This window comes from Crocinitomix catalasitica ATCC 23190 (assembly GCF_000621625.1).
GTDB classification, from domain to species: domain Bacteria; phylum Bacteroidota; class Bacteroidia; order Flavobacteriales_D; family Crocinitomicaceae; genus Crocinitomix; species Crocinitomix catalasitica.
On the sequence record NZ_JHXV01000010.1, the window covers coordinates 136,987 to 156,710 of the forward strand.

Here is a 19,724-nt window from a genome sequence, read left to right on the forward strand (position 1 = left end):
AAAACCTTCTATTAATACTAACCTTTGTCTATTTTTTAATAGAAATTTTTTGATTCAATTTTTTATGACGAATTCTTATCAATTTCTAATTTTTTTCCTTTAGCTTAGTTCTTCATAAATATTATGGCTAAAAGCAAAAAATTCGGAACGTTTACTGGTGTCTTTACACCTTCTATTCTTACAATCCTTGGTGTTATTATGTACCTCCGTATGGGATGGGTAGTTGGTAACGCTGGTCTTCTATCAACAATCATAATCATTTTAATAGCCCATGTAATTTCTATTACAACAGGTTTAAGTATTTCTTCAATTGCAACAGATAAAAAGGTCGGTGCAGGGGGGGTGTACTATGTGCTGTCCAGAAGTTTAGGTTTACCGATTGGTGGCGCCTTAGGGTTAACTTTATTCGCTGCTATGGCATTGAGTATAGCACTGTATATGGTCGGTTTTGCCGAAATATTTAATCAATGGATTGGTTTTGGATACGAAACAGTGAATGGAGTTAAAACGCCGATCGAAGGTGCTTTAACTAATTCTTATCGAATCACAGGAAGCTTAGGACTTTTAACTTTAACCATACTTGCATTAATCTCAACATCAATAGCGCTTAAAACGCAATTTATTATCCTCGCGCTAATTTTAGTGTCATTGTTTTCGATCTTTTTGGGGTCGTCAGATAATTTGATAACAACTGTTGCAAGTCCAATCTCAGAAACAGTTGGCTTCTTTGCTATTTTTGCCATTTTCTTTCCTGCTGTGACTGGGTTTACCGCAGGTGTATCAATGTCAGGTGATCTTAAGGATCCTAAAAAATCGATTCCCTTCGGAACAATGCTATCTATCGGTACTGGTTTAATCATTTACATTGTTTTAGCCATTTTTATTTCCCTTTCAATTGATGAAGATATTCTGATTAACAACCCTAATGCTCTTTTTCAATTTGCAGCAGTTAATATTCTTGTATTTATAGGTGTTTGGGGTGCAACGTTATCATCCGCTTTAGGTGGAATTCTGGGAGGACCAAGAATTCTACAAGCGATGTCGGTTGATAGAATTACTCCGAAAACTTTTGCTGAAGGTGTAGGGCAGGCTAACGAACCGAGGAAAGCATTGATATTGACGGTGATTATTGCAGAAGCAGGTGTCTTAATTGGTGACCTGAATGTTATAGCGGAAATTGTTACGATGTTTTATCTCGCGGCATACGGTTTTATAAATCTGTCTTTCTTTCTTGAGAGCTGGGCAAGCTCAGATTTCAAACCAACTTTTAAAGTTAAAAAATGGGTTGGCCTACTTGGGTTTATCTCGACTTTTATTGTGATGTCTCAATTGAATTTGCTCGCAATGATTGCTGCTTTTGTAATCATTGGCGGAATTTATTTCTACTTATCACGTAAACAGGTTGCGCTTGGTACTGGAGATATTTGGCAATCTGTTTGGGCAACTATCGTTCGTAAAGGTTTAAAACGAATGGAAGCAAAGGATGATCATAAAAGGAATTGGACGCCTAATATTTTGATGTTCAGTGCTGATAGTATTCATCGGAGTAAAATGATCGAATTTAGTAAAGCAATCGCTGGTCAAAATGGTATCGTTACAAATTTCGATTTACATGAAAATCCTGAGGCTAAAGTATTATTCCCGAAGAATAAAGAATCTGTTTCGGATGAAGAGCTCGATAAACATGGAATTTTCGGTCGAAAAATTGAAGTTCAAAATGTATTTAAAAGTGTAGAGTCAATCGCATGTACTTTTGGTTTTTCTGGAATTGAACCGAATACCGTATTGATGAATTGGCCGGGACAAACTAAAGATCCTATCTGGTTTACTAATATGACTGAGAAGTTGATTCAGTTAGATCATAATGTACTCTATCTTGATTATGACGAAAGATGGGGCTTCGGTAAAAAGGAAAAGATTGATTTATGGTGGAGAGGAGCTGAAAACAACGCTGAATTAATGCTTGTACTCGCTAAGTTTATCACAAGTTCTCCGAATTGGTCACGGGCAAATATCAGGGTTTTAACAGTGAACAATGCCGATGCTGATGTGAAAATTATTGAGAAAAAAATTCATTCGGTGCTCGAAGAATTTAGAGTAAAAGCAACGGTTAAAGTATTGAAAAATGATATCGATCAAAAACCATTTTATGAATTGATGAAAATTCATTCTCATGACGCTGATCTTATTTTTGTTGGCATTCCTGAAATTAAAAGTGAGAATAGAGCAGATTTTGTAGAACGTACCAATAATCTGGTGAGTGTGATTGGTACAACGCTTTTGGTTAAAGCTTCAACTAAATTCGATGAGACGGATCTGAAGATAGAGCATATAAATTTAGATTTCGAACCGAAAGCAACTACTTTGATTCAATCAAAGCCTCTTATTCTTGGTGAAGATGAGCTTTGGAATGCTGGAATTTCAGCATTGGATAATCAATTCGAAGAAACAGTTAATAAGCTAATAACGAATTCCGTTCAAGAAATAAAGAATTATCAAGAGAACTTATTTGCACGCGTTTCAGATAAAACTCATTCATTTTTGAATAATGCTTTTGAAACTAAGAGTCAGGCAGAAATTTACAAATTACTCAGTAAAACATTGCATCAAATACAAGATATTTATAGTGATGCTTTGGAACATGAATTACCAGAAGTGTATGACCGTTTTGATGTCTCCGTTGCAGAGTTTTTAGAACAGAAAGAGAAAACAATTTCTTATTTGCAAACTAAATTGCAAGTGTCTAAAGTGATAGATAAAAATGGAAATTTAATCAACACCAAAAGAAAAATAGCCTTTAGAAACAGTATTCAACGATTGTGGTTCGGTAAAATACTAGAAATTAACTACAACGAGTTAGTTCTATTTGGTTATGAAAATTTATTATTACTTCATAAAAGTAGAGCACTGTTGAATGAAGTTATCTGGAAGTTATTAGATAGTATTGAAGAAAAAGGTTTGGACAATTTGAATCAATTAGAATGTCAAACGCAATTGAAAGATAATTTAGATGAAATTGTTAATTCAGCCAACAGATTGGTAAACTCATTTTATACAGGAGTTCGAAACAAAGAAATTGATGAATTTAATAAGCTATCTAATATAATTCAATTTAAAGACTATAAACAGCGGCTAGAACATCAATATACTGAGCTTTCGCATAAACAATTTCAAAAATTATCAAAGGGAATTCGTTCATTCCCAAGTTATTTTTATCGTAATTTAATTCTATTTACTTATCAACTGAAAGCAGACTTTTTTCTCATAGATTTTAGTACGAATATCCAAAAATACAGTGATGAATTCAGAAATTCAATTAATGAGAATTACTTAATTCAAATCAGTAATAATTTTGATCAATTGGTCACAGGTCTTGCAAATGTAGAGAGCGCACTGAAGTCTGGAGTTAAAGAAGAAATTTCAATAATCAAACTGCCTTTAGCGGATGAATTTTTCTTCAATGCGGAGAAGGCGGTTAAGGATTTTACGCAGAAAGTTTTAAGTGAGGTTAACTATCTTCCGGAAGAAATTGAACTGATGACTGCAAAGTCTATCAATTCGATTAAAAACGAACAAGGTAAGGAGATTGAGACTGAAAAAATTGCACTAAGAGATATTGCTGAATATATGGTTCGGTCCGATTATTTGGATCCTATGTACGAGCAAATACAGAATTTTTATGACCAACTAAAAAGAAATATTGGTAAAATAATTAATTCAACATTGGTGCTTCAGGAGGAAATTGATAATGCTGTTCAAGCAACAACAACTGACAAGCTACAAGAGACTTTCGAATTTATTGATAAAGAGATTAGAGAAATTAATATTTCACACGATCTCACAGTTGAAAGCTTTTTAGTTCAATTTGAGGAACAAAAGAATCGACTAATTGATGAACTTGAAATCAATAATATAATAGAGCAAGAAGAGCGATTACATGAATTTGCAAAGAAGCATAAAAAGAGAAAAGGTGTTGGTCTTTCACTTAAAAAAGCAAATAATAAATTAGGTGAGAAGATTAGTCTAATATTTGATTATTTCGCTCGTAAACAGCACGATTTAACCGCGATAGAGTATAAGCGTTCATATAGAGATTTAATAAGTGAACAAGGTCTATTGGCTAATTTTTATCGTAAAATAGAAGCGAAAGAAGATTTACCATTTTTCTATAAACAACTTTATTTAGGAACTCATTTTTCTGATAGTGCAACAATTTCAAATAGACAATCTGAGCTAGAGCGAATAAATGCTGCGATCGAATCTATTGATTCAGGCAAACCTGGTGGAATCATGATTCTAGGTTCTGCGCGAAGTGGAAAGTCGTTTCTAACATCGCATATCGCGAATCATATATTGAAATCAAAAGTTTTGCAAATACAACCTCCAATTAATAATTCAGGTCGTAAAAAGGATTTGTATTACGCTATTCAGCGCGTTGCAGGCGTTAAAGAAGGTAATAGACAGGTTTTTGATAAAATTCCAAAAGGAACGGTGTTTATATTTGAAGATATAGAACAGTGGTGGAGAAAAACTAAGGGTGGGGATGAAATTTTAAATGAATTGTCAGAAATAATAGCTGAATATGGTTCTGAGTTCTACTTTTTACTGAATGCTAATATTCATGCATACAGTATATTTAGTGAAAACACAACCATTCAAAATGCCCTTGCTCAAACTGTTATATTAGCACCTTTAACGGTAACACAGCTCAGAGATGCGATTTGGTCAAGACATTTAACCAGTGGCTTTCAATTACAAATTAACGAGGTGGAAAGTCGTTATATGTCCCAGTCTAAAATTCAGAAATATCTGAATAAATACCACACTACCTCTTCTGGAGTCGTTGGGGTTGCACTTCAACAATGGATCACAGCAATCAACGATAAGGAAGAAAATACAATCCTGATTAATAATCCGGTATTAAATGAATTGCCATTAATTGATAAGCCTGAATGGCAAAATTTAATCTACCAACTATTCATTCATCACAATATTAAGACCACTGATTTATATAAATTGTATGGAGCCCATGATAAATTGTGGATTGATCAGATTTTAATGGCTATGAAGTCATCAGGTATTTGTAAACAAAATGAACGGGGAGGTTACCTGCTTAAAAAAGAAATTAAGCCATATATTGAGAATTGGCTAATTGAATTAGGATATTTTAAATAATAAGATGAATCTAAAATTAGATAATATTGGTTTTTATACTATTGTGATTTTGACTGCGGGTGCTGCCTTAATTGCAGGTGTCTTTTATCTGATTAAAAACTACTTAATCCCTTTTTTGAAATCAAGGCAAACGAAAGAGCGATTAAGGTTTACTGTTTTCCAATTAGAAGTGATTATTTGGACGACTTATTTCATGATAGGTATTTCGCTTTTAATACATGATAGTTTACTGACATCCTTAATTCTGTTGTTTTTAATAGCATTGATCGGATTCAATTTTTGGCGGAACTTTTTTAATGGGATCATTTTCAAACTACAGAAAAATTTTGAGGTGAAAGATCCTGTACAGTTCGATAATCATATCGGATTTATAGATCGATTGACTAAAACTAATATTCAAATTAAAACAGAAACAGACGAAATAGTTTATGTTCCTTATTTTAAATTAAATGGTAATCTTTTAATTAAGAGACAGGTAAAAGGTAAGTTGTTATCTGAGAAATTTAAGTTAAATTTAGTTCAAGGCCACGAAACTAAAGCTATTCAATTGGTTGAATTTTGGTTGTATTCTTGTCCTTGGACAGTGAATACAAAAGGGAATAAAGTGCAGTTTATAGATGAGAAAAGTATATTGATTACACTTTATGCTGTAGATAAAGCTACTTTATTAAAGGCTATTGATTATATCAGACGTCAAGTCAATTCAACTGAATTGGTAAATAATTTTATGAAATAATTTTTTGTAAGTAATTCAAACTGCTTACGACTTATTAGCAATTGATTTTTTAAATAAGGCTATTTCAAGTTGAAATTCGATTGAAATTAAACTTAATTTCTAACCATGAGTAAAGTAGTAATTATAGGAAATGGGGTTGCAGGTATAACGGCTGCAAGGCACATTCGTAAATTAAGTGATGACGAAATCGTTGTTATTTCAGCAGAATCAGATTATTTTTTCTCACGGACAGCTTTAATGTATGTCTTTATGGGACATATGAGATTCGAAGATATTCAACCTTACGAAGCTTGGTTTTGGGAAAAAAATAGAATTGATTTAAAAAATGGCTTAGTTACAGAGATAATTACAGATAATAAAACATTATTGATGTCTAATGGTGAGACGATCAATTATGATAAATTAATTTTAGCTACCGGCTCAAAGCCTAATAAGTTCGGTTGGCCTGGGCAAGACCTTAAAGGTGTGCAAGGGTTATACTCAAAACAAGATCTTGAAAGCATTGAAGAGAATGTTAAGGCTGCTAAAACTGCAGTTTTAATAGGTGGAGGTTTAATTGGTGTCGAATTGGCTGAAATGCTAATAACAAGAGGCGTTAAAGTTATATTTCTTGTTCGAGAAAATAATTTTTGGGGAGGAGTTCTACCAAAAGAAGAATCTGAATTAATTGGAAGACACATCAAAAAACATCACGTCGATCTACGTTTTAATGAGGAGTTAGATGAAATAATTGCAGACGATAATGGAAGAGTGAAAGAAATTAGAACGAAGAAAGGTGAAATAATTCCATGTGAAATTGTTGGACTAACTGCAGGAGTTTCGCCAAATGTAGATTTTATTAAAGGTTCTGGCATTGATGTCGAAAGAGGTGTTGTTATTAATACTTTTTTTGAAACAAATGTCCAAGATGTATATGCTATAGGTGATTGTGCCCAATTTAAAACAGGAGTCGATGGCAGAAAGAATATCGAACAAGTTTGGTATACCGGTCGAATAATGGGGGAGACTTTAGCTCAAACTATAACGGGGAATAAGAAGGCATACACACCCGGACCTTGGTTTAATTCGGCGAAATTTTTCGATATTGAATACCAAACTTACGGATGGGTATTTGCAAAAATGAAAGAAGGGGAAATCGACTTTTATTGGGAGCATAAAAGCGGTGAAATAGCTTTACATATTGTTTGGGACGAATCAACAGGTTTATTCAAAGGAATTAATGTTTTTGGAATCCGATTAAGACATGATCTATTTGATAAATGGTTGAATGAGAGTGCGTCAATCGAAACGGTAATGCAGAATTTAAAAACAGCAAATTTTGATCCTGAATTCTATCGACTCTATGAAGAGGAAATTATCAATGCATTTAATACAAAAACAAATCTAAATATTCAACTGAAGCCTAAGTCTTGGTGGAGAAATTTAATAACGAACTAAAGATGCAGAAAGTAAAATATTTTGGAATGGGCTTATTCCTTTTAGCCTTGTTAATTTTTACCAGTTTACCATTTTTAGGAACTGTTCAGTTGACAGAAAAAGTAATGATCGAACAGCTCAACGAGCAAGAGTTAGGTAATTTACAGACCCGTTTAAATGAATCGTTAGTAGGTAAAGAATTTAGTAATAGTATCTCATTTTCAAATGCCTTTGAAGATATTTTTAACGAAATTAATGAAGAACTAAAAGCTAAAGAAGATTGGGACAATGTAATGTGGACACCTGTTAAGGATATTTCACTAAAATTGGTTCGTTCGTCAACAATTGGACCGCCAGTAGATAATAAGTGGTTGTTATTATTTCTAACTTTTGGTTTAGGTATAATAGGTTCTTTAATCTATATATTGAGTGACCTTAAATTAAAAGGACCTCCAGGTATAAAGAATGATGGAATTTACCATGATAGCGCAACCAATAGAGGTTGGATCGGCATTCTTACAGGAGTTTGGTTAGTTACATTCTATATATTGCTTTACTTTAATCCTTCAACTATTGCAAATATGATCGCGATTGCCGATCCGCTAAAGCAATTATTCATTCCAACTGAACAAGCTTCAAAATGGTTTTTATACGGATTATTGTATACCACATCGATGACGGTAATGGGAATTCGAATGATTATTAAATACCGTCATAATCGTTATCAAATCGTTCGAACGATAACTGTGGTGCTATTTCAAATCATATTTGCGTTTTTATTGGTCGAAATTTTACCCATGTTTGATCTTCCAGGTAAGGATTTGAAGAATGCATGGCCTTTAGACTATTACTTTCTATTCGAATGGAATGTTCAGAATTTATTTGATAGTGGGAATTTTGGGAAATTTATATTTGTTTGGGGAATTGTTTTATCAATTATTATCGTGCCAACCATGGTATACTTCTTTGGTAAAAGATGGTATTGTTCTTGGGTATGTGGTTGCGGTGGTTTGGCTGAGACTTTAGGTGATCCATATAGACATTTGTCAAACAAGAAAATGTGGACATGGAAAATGGAGAGATGGATGATTCATGGCGTGTTAGTTTTCGCAATCATAATGACAATTTTTACAGGCTATTTAACTTATAATGTATTCAATAATCCAGAGATGGATGGCAAAGAAATGTTGTTTGGTATTTCTGCTTATGATGTACGTTCATGGTATGGATTCTTGATCGGTTCTATCTTTGCTGGTGTAATTGGAACAGGGTTCTATCCAATTCTTGGTAGCCGTTCTTGGTGTCGATTTGGTTGTCCATTAGCAGCATACATGGGAATTGTGCAACGTTTCAAATCGCGTTTTAGAATAACAACCAATGGTGGTCAATGTATTTCTTGTGGTAATTGTTCAACTTATTGTGAGCAAGGAATTGATGTACGTGCTTATGCCCAGAAAGGACAAAATATTGTTCGTTCTTCATGTGTTGGTTGTGGTGTTTGTTCTGCAGTTTGCCCAAGAGGTGTCCTTAAATTAGAAAATGGACCAGAAGAAGGACGATTTGGTAATGAAGGTCCAATAGTACTAGGTAATAATGGTTTTAAATTGAATCAGTAATTTTGCGAGCTTAAATTAATTAAATGTTGAAACCGACACCTAAAATTGTAGTTATTATTCCTGCCGTAAACGAAGAGAAGTCTATCGGTAAAGTAATAAACGAATTGCCACATCAAATTATCTCAGAAGTTTTGGTTTGTAATAATGGATCGACTGATCGAACTAAAGATGTTGCTTTAGAAGCAGGAGCGACGGTTTTAGATGAGCAAAGAAAAGGATATGGTTGGGCCTGTTTAAAAGGCTTAGATTATATTTCACAAATGAATGAGAAACCTGATATCGTCGTTTTTATTGACGGGGACTTTTCAGATTATCCTAAAGAATTAAGTCTTGTAGTTGCTCCGATTTTGAATGATGATATTGATTTAGTAATTGGCTCCAGGGCTTTAGGTGCTAAAGAGAAAGGATCGATGACCTTTCCTCAACGATTTGGGAACTGGTTAGCAACAAGATTGATGCGACTGTTTTATCACGTTCGATATACTGATTTAGGACCGTTTAGGGCCATTAAATATGATAAATTATTATTGTTAAAAATGGATGACAAAACCTATGGATGGACAATTGAAATGCAGATTAAAGCCGCCAAACATAAATTAACATATACAGAAGTACCTGTAAATTATAAAAAACGAATCGGTGTTTCTAAAGTGTCAGGCACGATAAAAGGAACAATTTTAGCTGGTTATAAAATAATATTCGCAATTTTTAAGTATTTATGATCTGGATTTTTGCAATATTTTATTTCATCTGCTTATTAATCATTTTTGGTTATGCAGTTTTACAGTTCAACCTAAGTCGCGCGTACCGGTCAGCGAAATTGAAAGAAATCGAAGAGATAGTACCACTTAAAGAATTTCCGTTTGTTACAATTCAATTACCCCTTTATAACGAACAATATGTCGCTGAACGTATTATTGATGCGGTAACAAAGATTAATTATCCTGCTGACAAATTACAAATTCAAGTCCTAGACGATAGTTCTGATATAACAACTCAGATTCTAAGGAATAGTATTAAAAAATATAAAAATCAAGGCGTGAATATCGTTCTTGTTTTAAGAGATGATCGAAAAGGTTATAAAGCGGGAGCATTGCAGCATGGTTTAAAAAGTGCAACTGGCGAATTTATTGCAATTTTTGATGCAGACTTTATTCCTGATCCTGATTTTCTTTATAAAACGTTGCCTTATTTTAAAGATAAAGGGATTGGAATGGTTCAAACACGGTGGGAGCATCTAAATAGAGATAGCTCATTACTAACCAAACTTCAGGCATTTGGCTTGGATGCACATTTTAGTGTTGAACAGGTGGGAAGGAGTTCACAGAATCATTTTATTAATTTTAATGGTACCGGAGGTGTTTGGCGTTTGAAAACGATTGAAGATGCTGGAGGTTGGCAGAATGATACATTAACAGAGGATTTAGATTTAAGCTATCGGTCGCAACTAAAAGGTTGGCGTTTTAAGTATTTAGAAAATGTTTTTTCTCCAGCCGAATTACCAGTTGCAATTTCAGCGCTTAAAAACCAACAGTATCGATGGACCAAGGGAGGTGCTGAGAATTTTAAGAAAATGTCCCTTCGGCTTTTATTTCAATCGAATTTGCGTTTTTCTGATCGTTTACATGGCTTAGCACATTTGTTTAATAGTACTGTTTATATATTCGTTTTTTTAGCAGCCATCTTATCTGTACCAGTTATATATGCAGCTGCAGGGAATGATAATATTGATGTGTTTTTATCCTGGATGGCAGTCTTTTTTATAAGTACAATATTATTAATGCGATTCTATTGGGTGTCATATCGTGAGCCCCATCGAAAAAAATGGGCGAGAGGTGTCATTTTTGTTTGGCGCTTTTTTCAATATTTAACTATCTCATTAGGATTGTCTTTCTATAATACACAAGGAATTTTATTGGCTTATATCGGCAAAAAAACTGCATTCGTTCGTACACCTAAATTTAATGTGTCTGGTAGTCAAAAGAAATGGCAGAAGAACGTATACATTTATCAAAAATTGAAGTTCTCAACTGTAATGGAATTTTTGCTCGCAATCTATTTTATTTATGGTATTTACACGAGTTTTAAATTCGAATATTATGGTATGATTCCATTTCAGTTCATGCTGTTCATAGGCTTTTTCACTGTTGCTATCTATACCCTTAAAGAACAGTTTCAAGAATAATAAGTTTTCAACAATTATCGATTCTAAGCATAAAAAAGGTATCTTTGATATTCGTACAATTTTAGGAGAATTTAATGGGTAAAATAATAGCAATTACAAATCAAAAAGGGGGAGTTGGGAAAACTACAACAGCAATAAATTTAGGTGCTAGTTTTGGTGTGCTTGAGTATAAAACATTGCTAATTGATGCAGATCCTCAGGCAAATGCAACATCAGGTGTTGGTTTTGATCCAAGAAATGTTCAGAAAAGTATCTATGATTCATTAGTAAATGAAACAGATGCTCGTGAATTAATATTAGAAACTGAAAATCCTAATTTAGATATCATTCCAGCGCATATCGATTTAGTTGGTGCGGAATTGGAAATGATTAATATGCCTAATAGAGAGTATAAATTAAAACAAGCGTTAGAAGGGGTTAAGAGTGATTATGATTTTATTATTATAGATTGTTCTCCTTCTCTTGGATTAATTACTGTAAACGCTTTAACGGCTGCGGACTCGGTTCTTATTCCAGTACAATGTGAGTATTTTGCTTTAGAAGGTTTAGGAAAATTATTGAATACAGTGAAAATTGTACAAACAAGACTGAATCCTGATTTGGATATTGAAGGAATTGTTTTAACAATGTATGATACAAGGTTAAGATTGGCCAATCAAGTTGTTGATGAAGTGAAAACGCATTTTCAAGAATTGGTTTTTAATACAATTATTCACAGGAATACCAGACTGGGGGAAGCACCAAGTTTTGGAGAAACAATTATAATGCACGATGCAACTTGTAAAGGATCAATTAATTATTTGAATTTTGCTAGAGAGGTCCTCCAAAAAAATGATCTCACTAAAATGAAAAACAAAGACAAACAATTGATTTAAGATAATATTGATGACTAAGAAAAGGGCTTTAGGAAAAGGGTTAAGTGCGTTATTAGATAATAATGATACGGATTATACATCAACAAATATTGGTGTTGAAAATAATAAAACAGTTGGTTCTATTTCGTCTATCGAAATAAGTCTAATTGAAGCGAATCCTTTTAATCCAAGAACGCAGTTTGAGGAAGAAGGATTACAAGAATTGAAAAGTTCTATCGAAGCGCATGGAATAATTCAGCCATTAACGGTTCGTAAACTGGGTAGAGACAAATATCAACTTATTTCTGGTGAAAGAAGATTTAGAGCTTCTCAACTGGTAGGTTTAACTGAAGTACCATGCTATATTCGAATAGCTAACGATCAAAGCATGTTAGAAATGGCTTTGGTTGAGAATATTCAACGTGTTGATTTAAATGCAATTGAGGTAGGTTTGTCTTATCAACGTTTGATTGATGAATGTGAATTCACGCAAGAAGAATTGAGTAAGAAGCTCGGTAAAAGTCGTTCAAATATTGCTAACTTTTTAAGACTTTTAAAATTGCCCGTGCCAATTCAAATAGGAATTCGTGAAGGTTTAATTTCGATGGGGCATGCCCGAGCAATTGTATCTGCAGGTGAAGAAGATTATCAATTAGAGATTTTTAAACAGATAATTGAAAAAGAACTATCTGTAAGGGATGTAGAAGCTTTAATCAAAAAAGGTAAATCATCAACAACTGATAAAGATGAATCTAAGCCTGCCAAGGTTGCAGATCTAAGTGATACGGCAATTGAATTACAATCTTTTTTGACAGATAACTTAAATTCAAAAGTGCAGGTGTCAACCAACAATAAAGGTGCAGGTAAAATCGTTATTAATTTTAAATCTGAGAAAGAGCTAAAAGAAATCAACGATTTTATTAATCAAAAATAATGACCAGGTATACAGTAATCTTCTGTCTTCTATATAGTATTACTGGCTTTGCGAATCCCAAAGACTCTGTTCGTTTGGATACTTCTTATCATCACAATTTGAATCGTGCGGCATTATTATCAACGATAATTCCAGGCTCAGGTCAGATTTATAATGAAATTGGTTATAGAAAATACGCGAATAAAAAGCATAGAGCTTGGTGGAAAACGCCTATAATTTACGGTGGATTGGGTGCGTGTGCCTATTATTTCTACCAGAATAACCAAATGGCTAATCTAATAAAAAAGGAATACCTTTTTCGTGAGCTTAACGATGGTGAAATACTAGATGAGCGCTTATCTCATTATGAAGATCAAAATGCTTTAATTGAAGGATATCAGTATCTAAACGCCCAATCACAAACAGTAGAAGTCAAAGGGTTCAACTTGTATGCTAAACGTCGTGATATTTTTATTTTTGCATTTATTGGTGTTTGGGGATTAAATGTGTTGGAGGCATATGTTGATGCACATTTTGTAAGTTTTGATATCTCTGAAGACTTGAGTTTTGCTTGGGCGCCAACTTTAATGGCTGGCAACTATCCAGGCTTGAGTTTAAGACTCTCTTTGTATTAAGGATTGTTGGACGCAACGAAAAAAGTTTTAAAATCGAATACCATGAAGTATGCATCGTTTACCCTCGTCTTTTTGACACTGAATTATTTGATGATTTCTTGTGATTCATCGAATTCAGAGCCTGTTTCTAACGGTGCCAATCTATCTATTATACAAGTGGATGAAGTTGCTGAGGACGACTATAAGATTAAGTATATTTTTAGCGAAGAATTTAAAGAAGATGATAAAGAAGGGCTGATATCATGGGTTGACTCTGTTTTTTCTGCAGCTGAAAGAACACTAGGGACTTATCTATTTAATATCGATGTCTATTTTTATTATAATGATGCTCAAAATCGAGCGGTAAGTTTTGGATCTACAAAAAGAGGGGAAGTTGAAAAGTTGAACCTTTATGTGAATCCTTCAGCTAATCTCGATGAATTATTAGATGATTGGATTGCTCCACATGAAATTAGTCATTTAGCGATAGGTGCTATTGGTAGAGATAATAAATGGTTTTCTGAAGGTTTTGCTACCTTTCTAAGTCGACAAATTAATATGGAACTTGGATTGATCACGCAAGCGGAATTCGATTCCATTTACTACCATAGAATAATGGATAAAAAAGAAGCCTATATCAACGGAGAAACCAACTTTATAGAGCAATCTAAATTATTATTCTCTAATAATAAATACGGCACTGTTTATTATGGGAGTGCTAGCTATTTCTATATCATAGATAAAAAACTGTTCGAAGAAAAAGGCATTCGATTTAAAGATGTACTTGTTGAATATCAAAAATGTTGTCGTGGAAACGATAAGAATTTGCTAGAAACAATAACCGCTTTTGATGAGATAATAGGAGAGAACTGGTTTACTGAATTGATGAAAGTTTATAGGCAAGAACCAGCATCTATAGTTTTTGATATGATTAAAGAGTATAAATGAAATTATCAGACAGTCAGATGGATGTGGTCGGTAAGTTAAAGGCACACATTAAAAATATTTTCGAAAAAGATGCGTCTGGTCATGATTGGTTTCATATTGAGCGGGTATATAAAAATGCTTTGTCTATCCATAAAATTGAAGGAGGAGATTTATTCATTATAAGTCTAAGTGCATTGCTACATGATATTGCCGACCATAAATTCAATGATGATGCTCAAAATCTAGCTATTGAAAGAATACACTCAATATTAATTCCATTAAAAGTAGATCAGGCAATCATCGATAAAGTCATTTACATTGTACAGAACAGTTCGTATAAAGGTGGTTTAGCCAACGAAATGAATTGTCTAGAAGGATTAATCGTTCAGGATGCGGATCGATTAGATGCTATAGGAGCAATAGGTATTGCGCGAACTTTTGCTTTTGGCGGTAAGTTCAATCGTTTACTTTACGACCCAAGCATCGAACCTGTAACCTTTAAATCGTTAGAAGAATTAAAAACTTCTAAGTCGCATACGATTAATCATTTCTATGAAAAACTATTGAAATTGAAAGATGGGATGCATACCAAAACTGGTCTTGCAATGGCAGAACAAAGACATGTTTTTATGGAACAATTTTTAAGTCAGTTTTTTGCAGAATGGAATGGAAAAAAATAGGTTTGAAGGGAATTAAAATTTTATTAATCATTAACTTTACTTAGTCATTAAAAATAGGGGTTCATGAAAAAAATAATTGTATTGATTCTGCTGATTTGTGCAGAAAATGTAAAAGCTCAAAGTGGATTGCAAATAGGTGCGGAAATCTCTCCATCATGGAAATTACTACTTCATAAAAGTAAAACAACGAGTATTCGGTCGTCTGAAAGTGGCTTTGGATTTACGGCTGGAATTCCTGTAAAGTATTGGTTATCTGAATATACATCTTTTAATACGGGACTTAATTACATTTTTAGTTCATATGATGTTATAGCGAATAATGTTTTTATCAGTACAACTCGATTTAATACAGTGCAGATACCGCTTAGTTTCAATATAAATTTAAAGGCTGATTGGTACGGTATAGTTGGAACTGGAGTAGATTATAATTTTATTTCTAGGACAAGATTCGGAGGTATAAGATCAGATATTTCTCCTATCATTAATAAGGTACAACCGTTTTTAACTTTAGGAGTGAATAATCTGCGTGAAACAGATAATGGTTTCTTTGAGATTGGTCTCCAAGCGAGATATCAATTACTTAATCTTAACAATAGTAATTCGATAGTATTTGATAACACTTCAAGCCATGTTTTGTCTTTGGACGTATTGATGCGTTTTTATATCTAATTATTAACAGTTGATAATGGATAAAAACTCTATTGAAATTTGTAACGAAATTGTATTTTTGAACTATTGATTATATTCAATCAAAGTTACGCTATAATAGTAATTGACTATGTGGTATAATATTTGAACAATACACATTAAAGCATTTTTAAAACATGAAGAACTTCTCAGTATTGGTTTTATTTACAATTACTACACTTGGCTCGATATCCGTAGCTTATGCGCAGGACGAAGAAAATGAGAATTGTTTAGAGCCGGATAAAAAGGTCATGAAATTAATTAGTACCGCTGAAAGTCCGAAAACAGACGATCACGGGAAGTTGGACGCCTTCATTCAAGCGAGAAGTTTAGCACCTGAAAACGCCTATTTAAATTTTCTATTTGCTGAATATAATTTTAAGAAAGCAGAAAAAGTAAATAAAAGTTATGAAAGTGGTCGAGCAAACTTCGGACAGGTTCAAACGGCTTTTAGAGGTGCACAAAAAGGATATCTAGAAGTCATTAACGCCTGCCCAGAATTTCATTCAGATCCCTATTATAAGTTGGGCTATATCGCGTTATTGATGAATGATAAAAAAGAAGCAGCGAATTATTTCCAACAGTTTCTAGATTTTAATGAACGTGATCCAGAAAAATATGCAGATGATTATGGGACTAAGAAGAAAGAAATTTCAGGTATTCTGCCAGAATTAAAATTTTACGAAGATTTTTTCACAAATCTAGTCCCTTTTAATGCGACTGAAGTGAAATTTGTTTCTTCTGAAAAAGATGAATACTTGCCAATGATTTCACCAGATAATCAAATCATTTTTTATACGAGAAAAGGCAAGTCAAAAGCACCTTCAGGTGTAGTAAATTTAGTAATAGAAGAGTTTACAGTGAGTCAAAGGCCAGATGTTAATAGTGACTTTAATTCAGGGTCTCCTTTAGCTAAACCATTTAATACAAGTAACTATTCGAATTATGGAGGGGTTTCTTTGTCTTTAGATAATAAAGAGATGTTTATCTGTGCTTGTGAAGAAGTCGAATACCAGCCACATGCCAATTGTGATATTTATAGAACAACGTTCGAAAGATCGGGTAAAGGCGGTAACGACTTTATTTGGACAGACCTCGAAAATATGGGACCAGCAATTAATACGAAAGATGGTTGGGAAGCGCAACCAACTTTGTCGGCTGATGGCAATACACTTTACTTTGCAAGTTGGAGAAATGGATCTGCTTTAACGGATATTTATTTCTCAACCCGTAAGGCAGATGGATCATGGAGTCAAGCTAAACCTATACCAGGTCCAATCAATTCAGCAGGTCATGATAAAGCTCCTTTTTTACATCAGGATAGCGAAACGCTTTATTTTGTTTCTGATTGTGCACCAGATAGATTAGGTGCTGGCGGTTCTGATATCTTTTATGCACGAAAGAATGATAATGGGGATTGGGAAAAGCCTATTAATATTGGTTATCCTATAAATTCTCAAGAGAATGAAGTAGGATTGGTCGTTTCAACGGATGGACATTTAGCTTATTATACAACAAGAAGTGCTGAGTCTAAAGGATATGATATTTATTATTTCGAATTGTATGAAGCAGCGAGACCGCAGAAAGTAAAGTTTGTTACTGGTATTATGGAGGATGAAGCAGGTAATCCGATTAAAGATGCTGTTGTTGAAGTGTCTTATAAAGATTCTAAAGAAAATATTGAATTTAAAGTCAATGGTGATGATGGAAAGTTTGCTGCGATTGTTAAAGCTGACGATCCCCAAGATGTGATGGTGACGGTGAAGAAGGAAGGACACTCTTTTGATACAAAATTGATTAAGAAATCTGAAGTAGCAAAAATTGATAATGTCTTTACAAAGGATATAAAAATGGAAATCGATGAAATAAAAGTAGGAAAGTCTTTTACTATTGATGATATTTTATTTGCAACTGATTCATGGGAACTTACTGAAGATTCTAAATTTATATTAGATCAATTTGTGAAATTTTTAAAGTCAAACCCAAATATTAAAGTAACAATACAAGGTCATACGGATGATGTTGGTGATAATGCTTCCAACAAAACCTTAAGTGCGAATAGAGCTAAAGCGTCACTAGATTATATTGTTGGTGAAGGAATTGAAGCTAGTCGATTAAAGTCTGAAGGTTTTGGCGAATCTAAACCTAAAGTGCCAAATAACTCGGCGCAGAATAGAGCGTTAAACAGAAGAACTGACTTTTATATTGATGCCAATTAATGTTCGTTGAATCAAATAAATTGAACGATTTTAAGGCTTATTTTCATGCTCAGTTGAATGATGTGTGCGAAGCAAGAGAGATTGATAACCTTTATTATTGGGTTGCTGAACATTACTTTGGCTTGAATAGAATAGAGGTTAACAGGGGAGATAAACGTTTGTCTGAATCTGAAATGCTTTCGCTAAGAGGGGTTGTTAAAAGATTAGCACTTAACGAACCGATTCAATATATTTTAGGGGAAACAGAATTTTATAATTGTAATATATTAGTTAATTCATCTGTATTAATTCCAAGACCTGAAACTGAGGAATTGGTTGATTTGGTCATTCATAAAGTTAATCCTCAATCAAAAATATTAGACATAGGAACGGGGAGTGGTTGCATTCCTATTGCCCTAAAAAAACATATGCCTAAAGCAAGTATGTCAGCTATAGATATCGACCCAAATGCTATTCAATTAGCAAAAAAATCAGCGGAACTTAATCATGTAGAAATTGACTTTTATCAGCTTGACATTCTAATTGATCAATTGAATGATTTTAAAGATTTAGATGTGATTATTTCTAATCCTCCTTATGTACTTGAATTGGACAAAGCTGAAATGGGGATGAATGTACTTGAATTTGAACCGCATCTTGCACTATTTGTTCCTGATCACAAACCTTTAATGTTTTACCAAAGAATTGCTTTGTTGGCCACTCAAAAACTGGTTAAAGGAGGATTGCTTTTCTTTGAAATTCACGAAGACTTTGGTGTAGAAATGACAGAGATGTTAAACGAGCTTGGTTTTATCGATATTCTTATTCAAAAGGATATGCAGAATAAGGATAGAATGATGATCGCCAAATTACCTTAGTTAAAAGTCATCAAATAAAGTTTTAGGAGGATTTAATTCGTGATAGTAGTGTTCGTCAGTAACATTCGAATTATTCGTCATTATATTTTTACCACGAATGGCTTTTACGGGATGCGCTTTAAGTTTGATTTTATTAGGTTGAATTAAAGCTTTTATCTTGTCTGAATCAACATCAGATAACCAAGTTGAAAGGTTTTTATCATCAAGTATCAAAGGCATCCTTCCTTCATTTAATTGGGGGTTATTATGAATGACTTCCATGAAAGGTGTGGCACGCGTCGTTATGATTGAAAAGGTTTTAAGCTTAATATTTGTCTGCGTATTTTCCCATACATCCCATAAACAACCTAGGTTTAATGTTTCCTTCGATTCAGCTTGAATAAAATGAGGAAAAGCTTTTTTATTGACATGTTTATGCTCAAAAAAGCCATCTACTACTAGAATACCTCTTTGCTTTTCTGCAGCCAGTTTAAAAGATGGTTTATCAAAAATATGCTCACCTCGTGCGTTAATAGTTTTTGACCAAATTTTATCTGCATCTAATTCGTTCTTTGTCCAATGTGGAATTAAGCCCCATTGCGCAATTTGTGGTGCGGATTTTAAATCGTCATAGATTAAAAGATTTGGCTGTTTAAAAGCTGATGTATGTTGATGATCCAATTTGTCCAGATATGGTGCTAATTTTTCTAGAATCTCGGGTACAAGTTCAGGTGTATACCTTTTGGCATATTTTAATTGTGACTCTAATTGACTTTTTATATCGTAGCACATACGGTCAGACTAAGAATGTTAATTCTATAATAATTTTATGTTAATAGGATTTCTTAAACATCATTTACGGCTAA

At 33.5% G+C, this 19,724-nt stretch carries 15 protein-coding genes; 14 read left to right on the forward strand and 1 reads right to left on the reverse strand.

Annotation, left to right across the window (positions count from 1 at the left end; translation table 11 throughout):
- Nucleotides 1-123 precede the first annotated feature (123 nt).
- The 14 genes from T367_RS24515 to prmC all read left to right on the forward strand — a co-directional run bounded on the left by T367_RS24515 (nt 124) and on the right by prmC (nt 18,879).
- The gene (locus T367_RS24515) at nt 124-5,175 is read left to right on the forward strand and encodes a hypothetical protein (protein ID WP_072032180.1); all 5,052 of its coding nucleotides are present in this window, start codon (nt 124-126) and stop codon (nt 5,173-5,175) included.
- 4 nt (nt 5,176-5,179) lie between these two features.
- The gene (locus T367_RS0108375) at nt 5,180-5,911 is read left to right on the forward strand and encodes a mechanosensitive ion channel domain-containing protein (protein ID WP_027419445.1); all 732 of its coding nucleotides are present in this window, start codon (nt 5,180-5,182) and stop codon (nt 5,909-5,911) included.
- 105 nt (nt 5,912-6,016) lie between these two features.
- Complete coding sequence (locus T367_RS0108380) at nt 6,017-7,348, forward strand: NAD(P)/FAD-dependent oxidoreductase (RefSeq protein ID WP_027419446.1); 1,332 nt, start codon at nt 6,017-6,019, stop codon at nt 7,346-7,348.
- 2 nt (nt 7,349-7,350) lie between these two features.
- Nucleotides 7,351-8,943 carry a 4Fe-4S binding protein gene (locus tag T367_RS0108385; protein WP_027419447.1) on the forward strand — a complete coding sequence of 531 codons (1,593 nt, stop codon included), beginning with the start codon at nt 7,351-7,353 and terminating at the stop codon, nt 8,941-8,943.
- A 23-nt stretch (nt 8,944-8,966) separates the two neighbouring features.
- A complete protein-coding gene (locus T367_RS0108390) occupies nt 8,967-9,665 on the forward strand; it encodes a glycosyltransferase family 2 protein (RefSeq protein WP_027419448.1) in 699 nt (232 codons plus the stop codon).
- A 98-nt stretch (nt 9,666-9,763) separates the two neighbouring features.
- Nucleotides 9,764-11,128 (forward strand): cellulose synthase family protein, encoded by a 1,365-nt coding sequence (locus T367_RS0108395; RefSeq protein WP_245593032.1) that lies wholly within the window; start codon nt 9,764-9,766, stop codon nt 11,126-11,128.
- A 74-nt stretch (nt 11,129-11,202) separates the two neighbouring features.
- Complete coding sequence (locus T367_RS0108400; protein WP_027419450.1) at nt 11,203-12,003, forward strand: ParA family protein; 801 nt, start codon at nt 11,203-11,205, stop codon at nt 12,001-12,003.
- A 10-nt stretch (nt 12,004-12,013) separates the two neighbouring features.
- A complete protein-coding gene (locus T367_RS0108405) occupies nt 12,014-12,916 on the forward strand; it encodes a ParB/RepB/Spo0J family partition protein (RefSeq protein WP_027419451.1) in 903 nt (300 codons plus the stop codon).
- Entirely contained in the window at nt 12,916-13,530 is a 615-nt protein-coding gene (locus tag T367_RS21825) for a DUF5683 domain-containing protein (RefSeq protein WP_051568452.1), read from the forward strand. The genes T367_RS0108405 and T367_RS21825 overlap by 1 nt, the downstream gene beginning before the upstream one ends.
- Before the next feature lie 42 nt (nt 13,531-13,572).
- On the forward strand, nt 13,573-14,457 hold the full coding sequence (locus T367_RS0108415) for a hypothetical protein (protein WP_157454171.1): 885 nt from the start codon (nt 13,573-13,575) through the stop codon (nt 14,455-14,457).
- Nucleotides 14,454-15,116 carry an HD domain-containing protein gene (locus tag T367_RS0108420; protein ID WP_245593033.1) on the forward strand — a complete coding sequence of 221 codons (663 nt, stop codon included), beginning with the start codon at nt 14,454-14,456 and terminating at the stop codon, nt 15,114-15,116. Before T367_RS0108415 ends, T367_RS0108420 begins: the two co-directional genes overlap by 4 nt.
- A 63-nt stretch (nt 15,117-15,179) precedes the next feature.
- Entirely contained in the window at nt 15,180-15,785 is a 606-nt protein-coding gene (locus T367_RS0108425; RefSeq protein WP_027419454.1) for an outer membrane beta-barrel protein, read from the forward strand.
- A gap of 155 nt (nt 15,786-15,940) precedes the next feature.
- Nucleotides 15,941-18,022 carry an OmpA family protein gene (locus T367_RS0108430; protein WP_027419455.1) on the forward strand — a complete coding sequence of 694 codons (2,082 nt, stop codon included), beginning with the start codon at nt 15,941-15,943 and terminating at the stop codon, nt 18,020-18,022.
- Nucleotides 18,023-18,042: 20 nt separating this feature from the next.
- Complete coding sequence (gene prmC / locus T367_RS0108435) at nt 18,043-18,879, forward strand: peptide chain release factor N(5)-glutamine methyltransferase (protein ID WP_169736042.1); 837 nt, start codon at nt 18,043-18,045, stop codon at nt 18,877-18,879.
- Here the strand turns inward: prmC and T367_RS0108440 are convergent, their stop codons facing one another.
- Nucleotides 18,880-19,650, reverse strand: coding sequence for an SOS response-associated peptidase (locus T367_RS0108440; protein ID WP_027419457.1), 771 nt, complete (start codon nt 19,648-19,650; stop codon nt 18,880-18,882). It abuts the gene before it with no gap.
- Nucleotides 19,651-19,724: the final 74 nt, after the last annotated feature.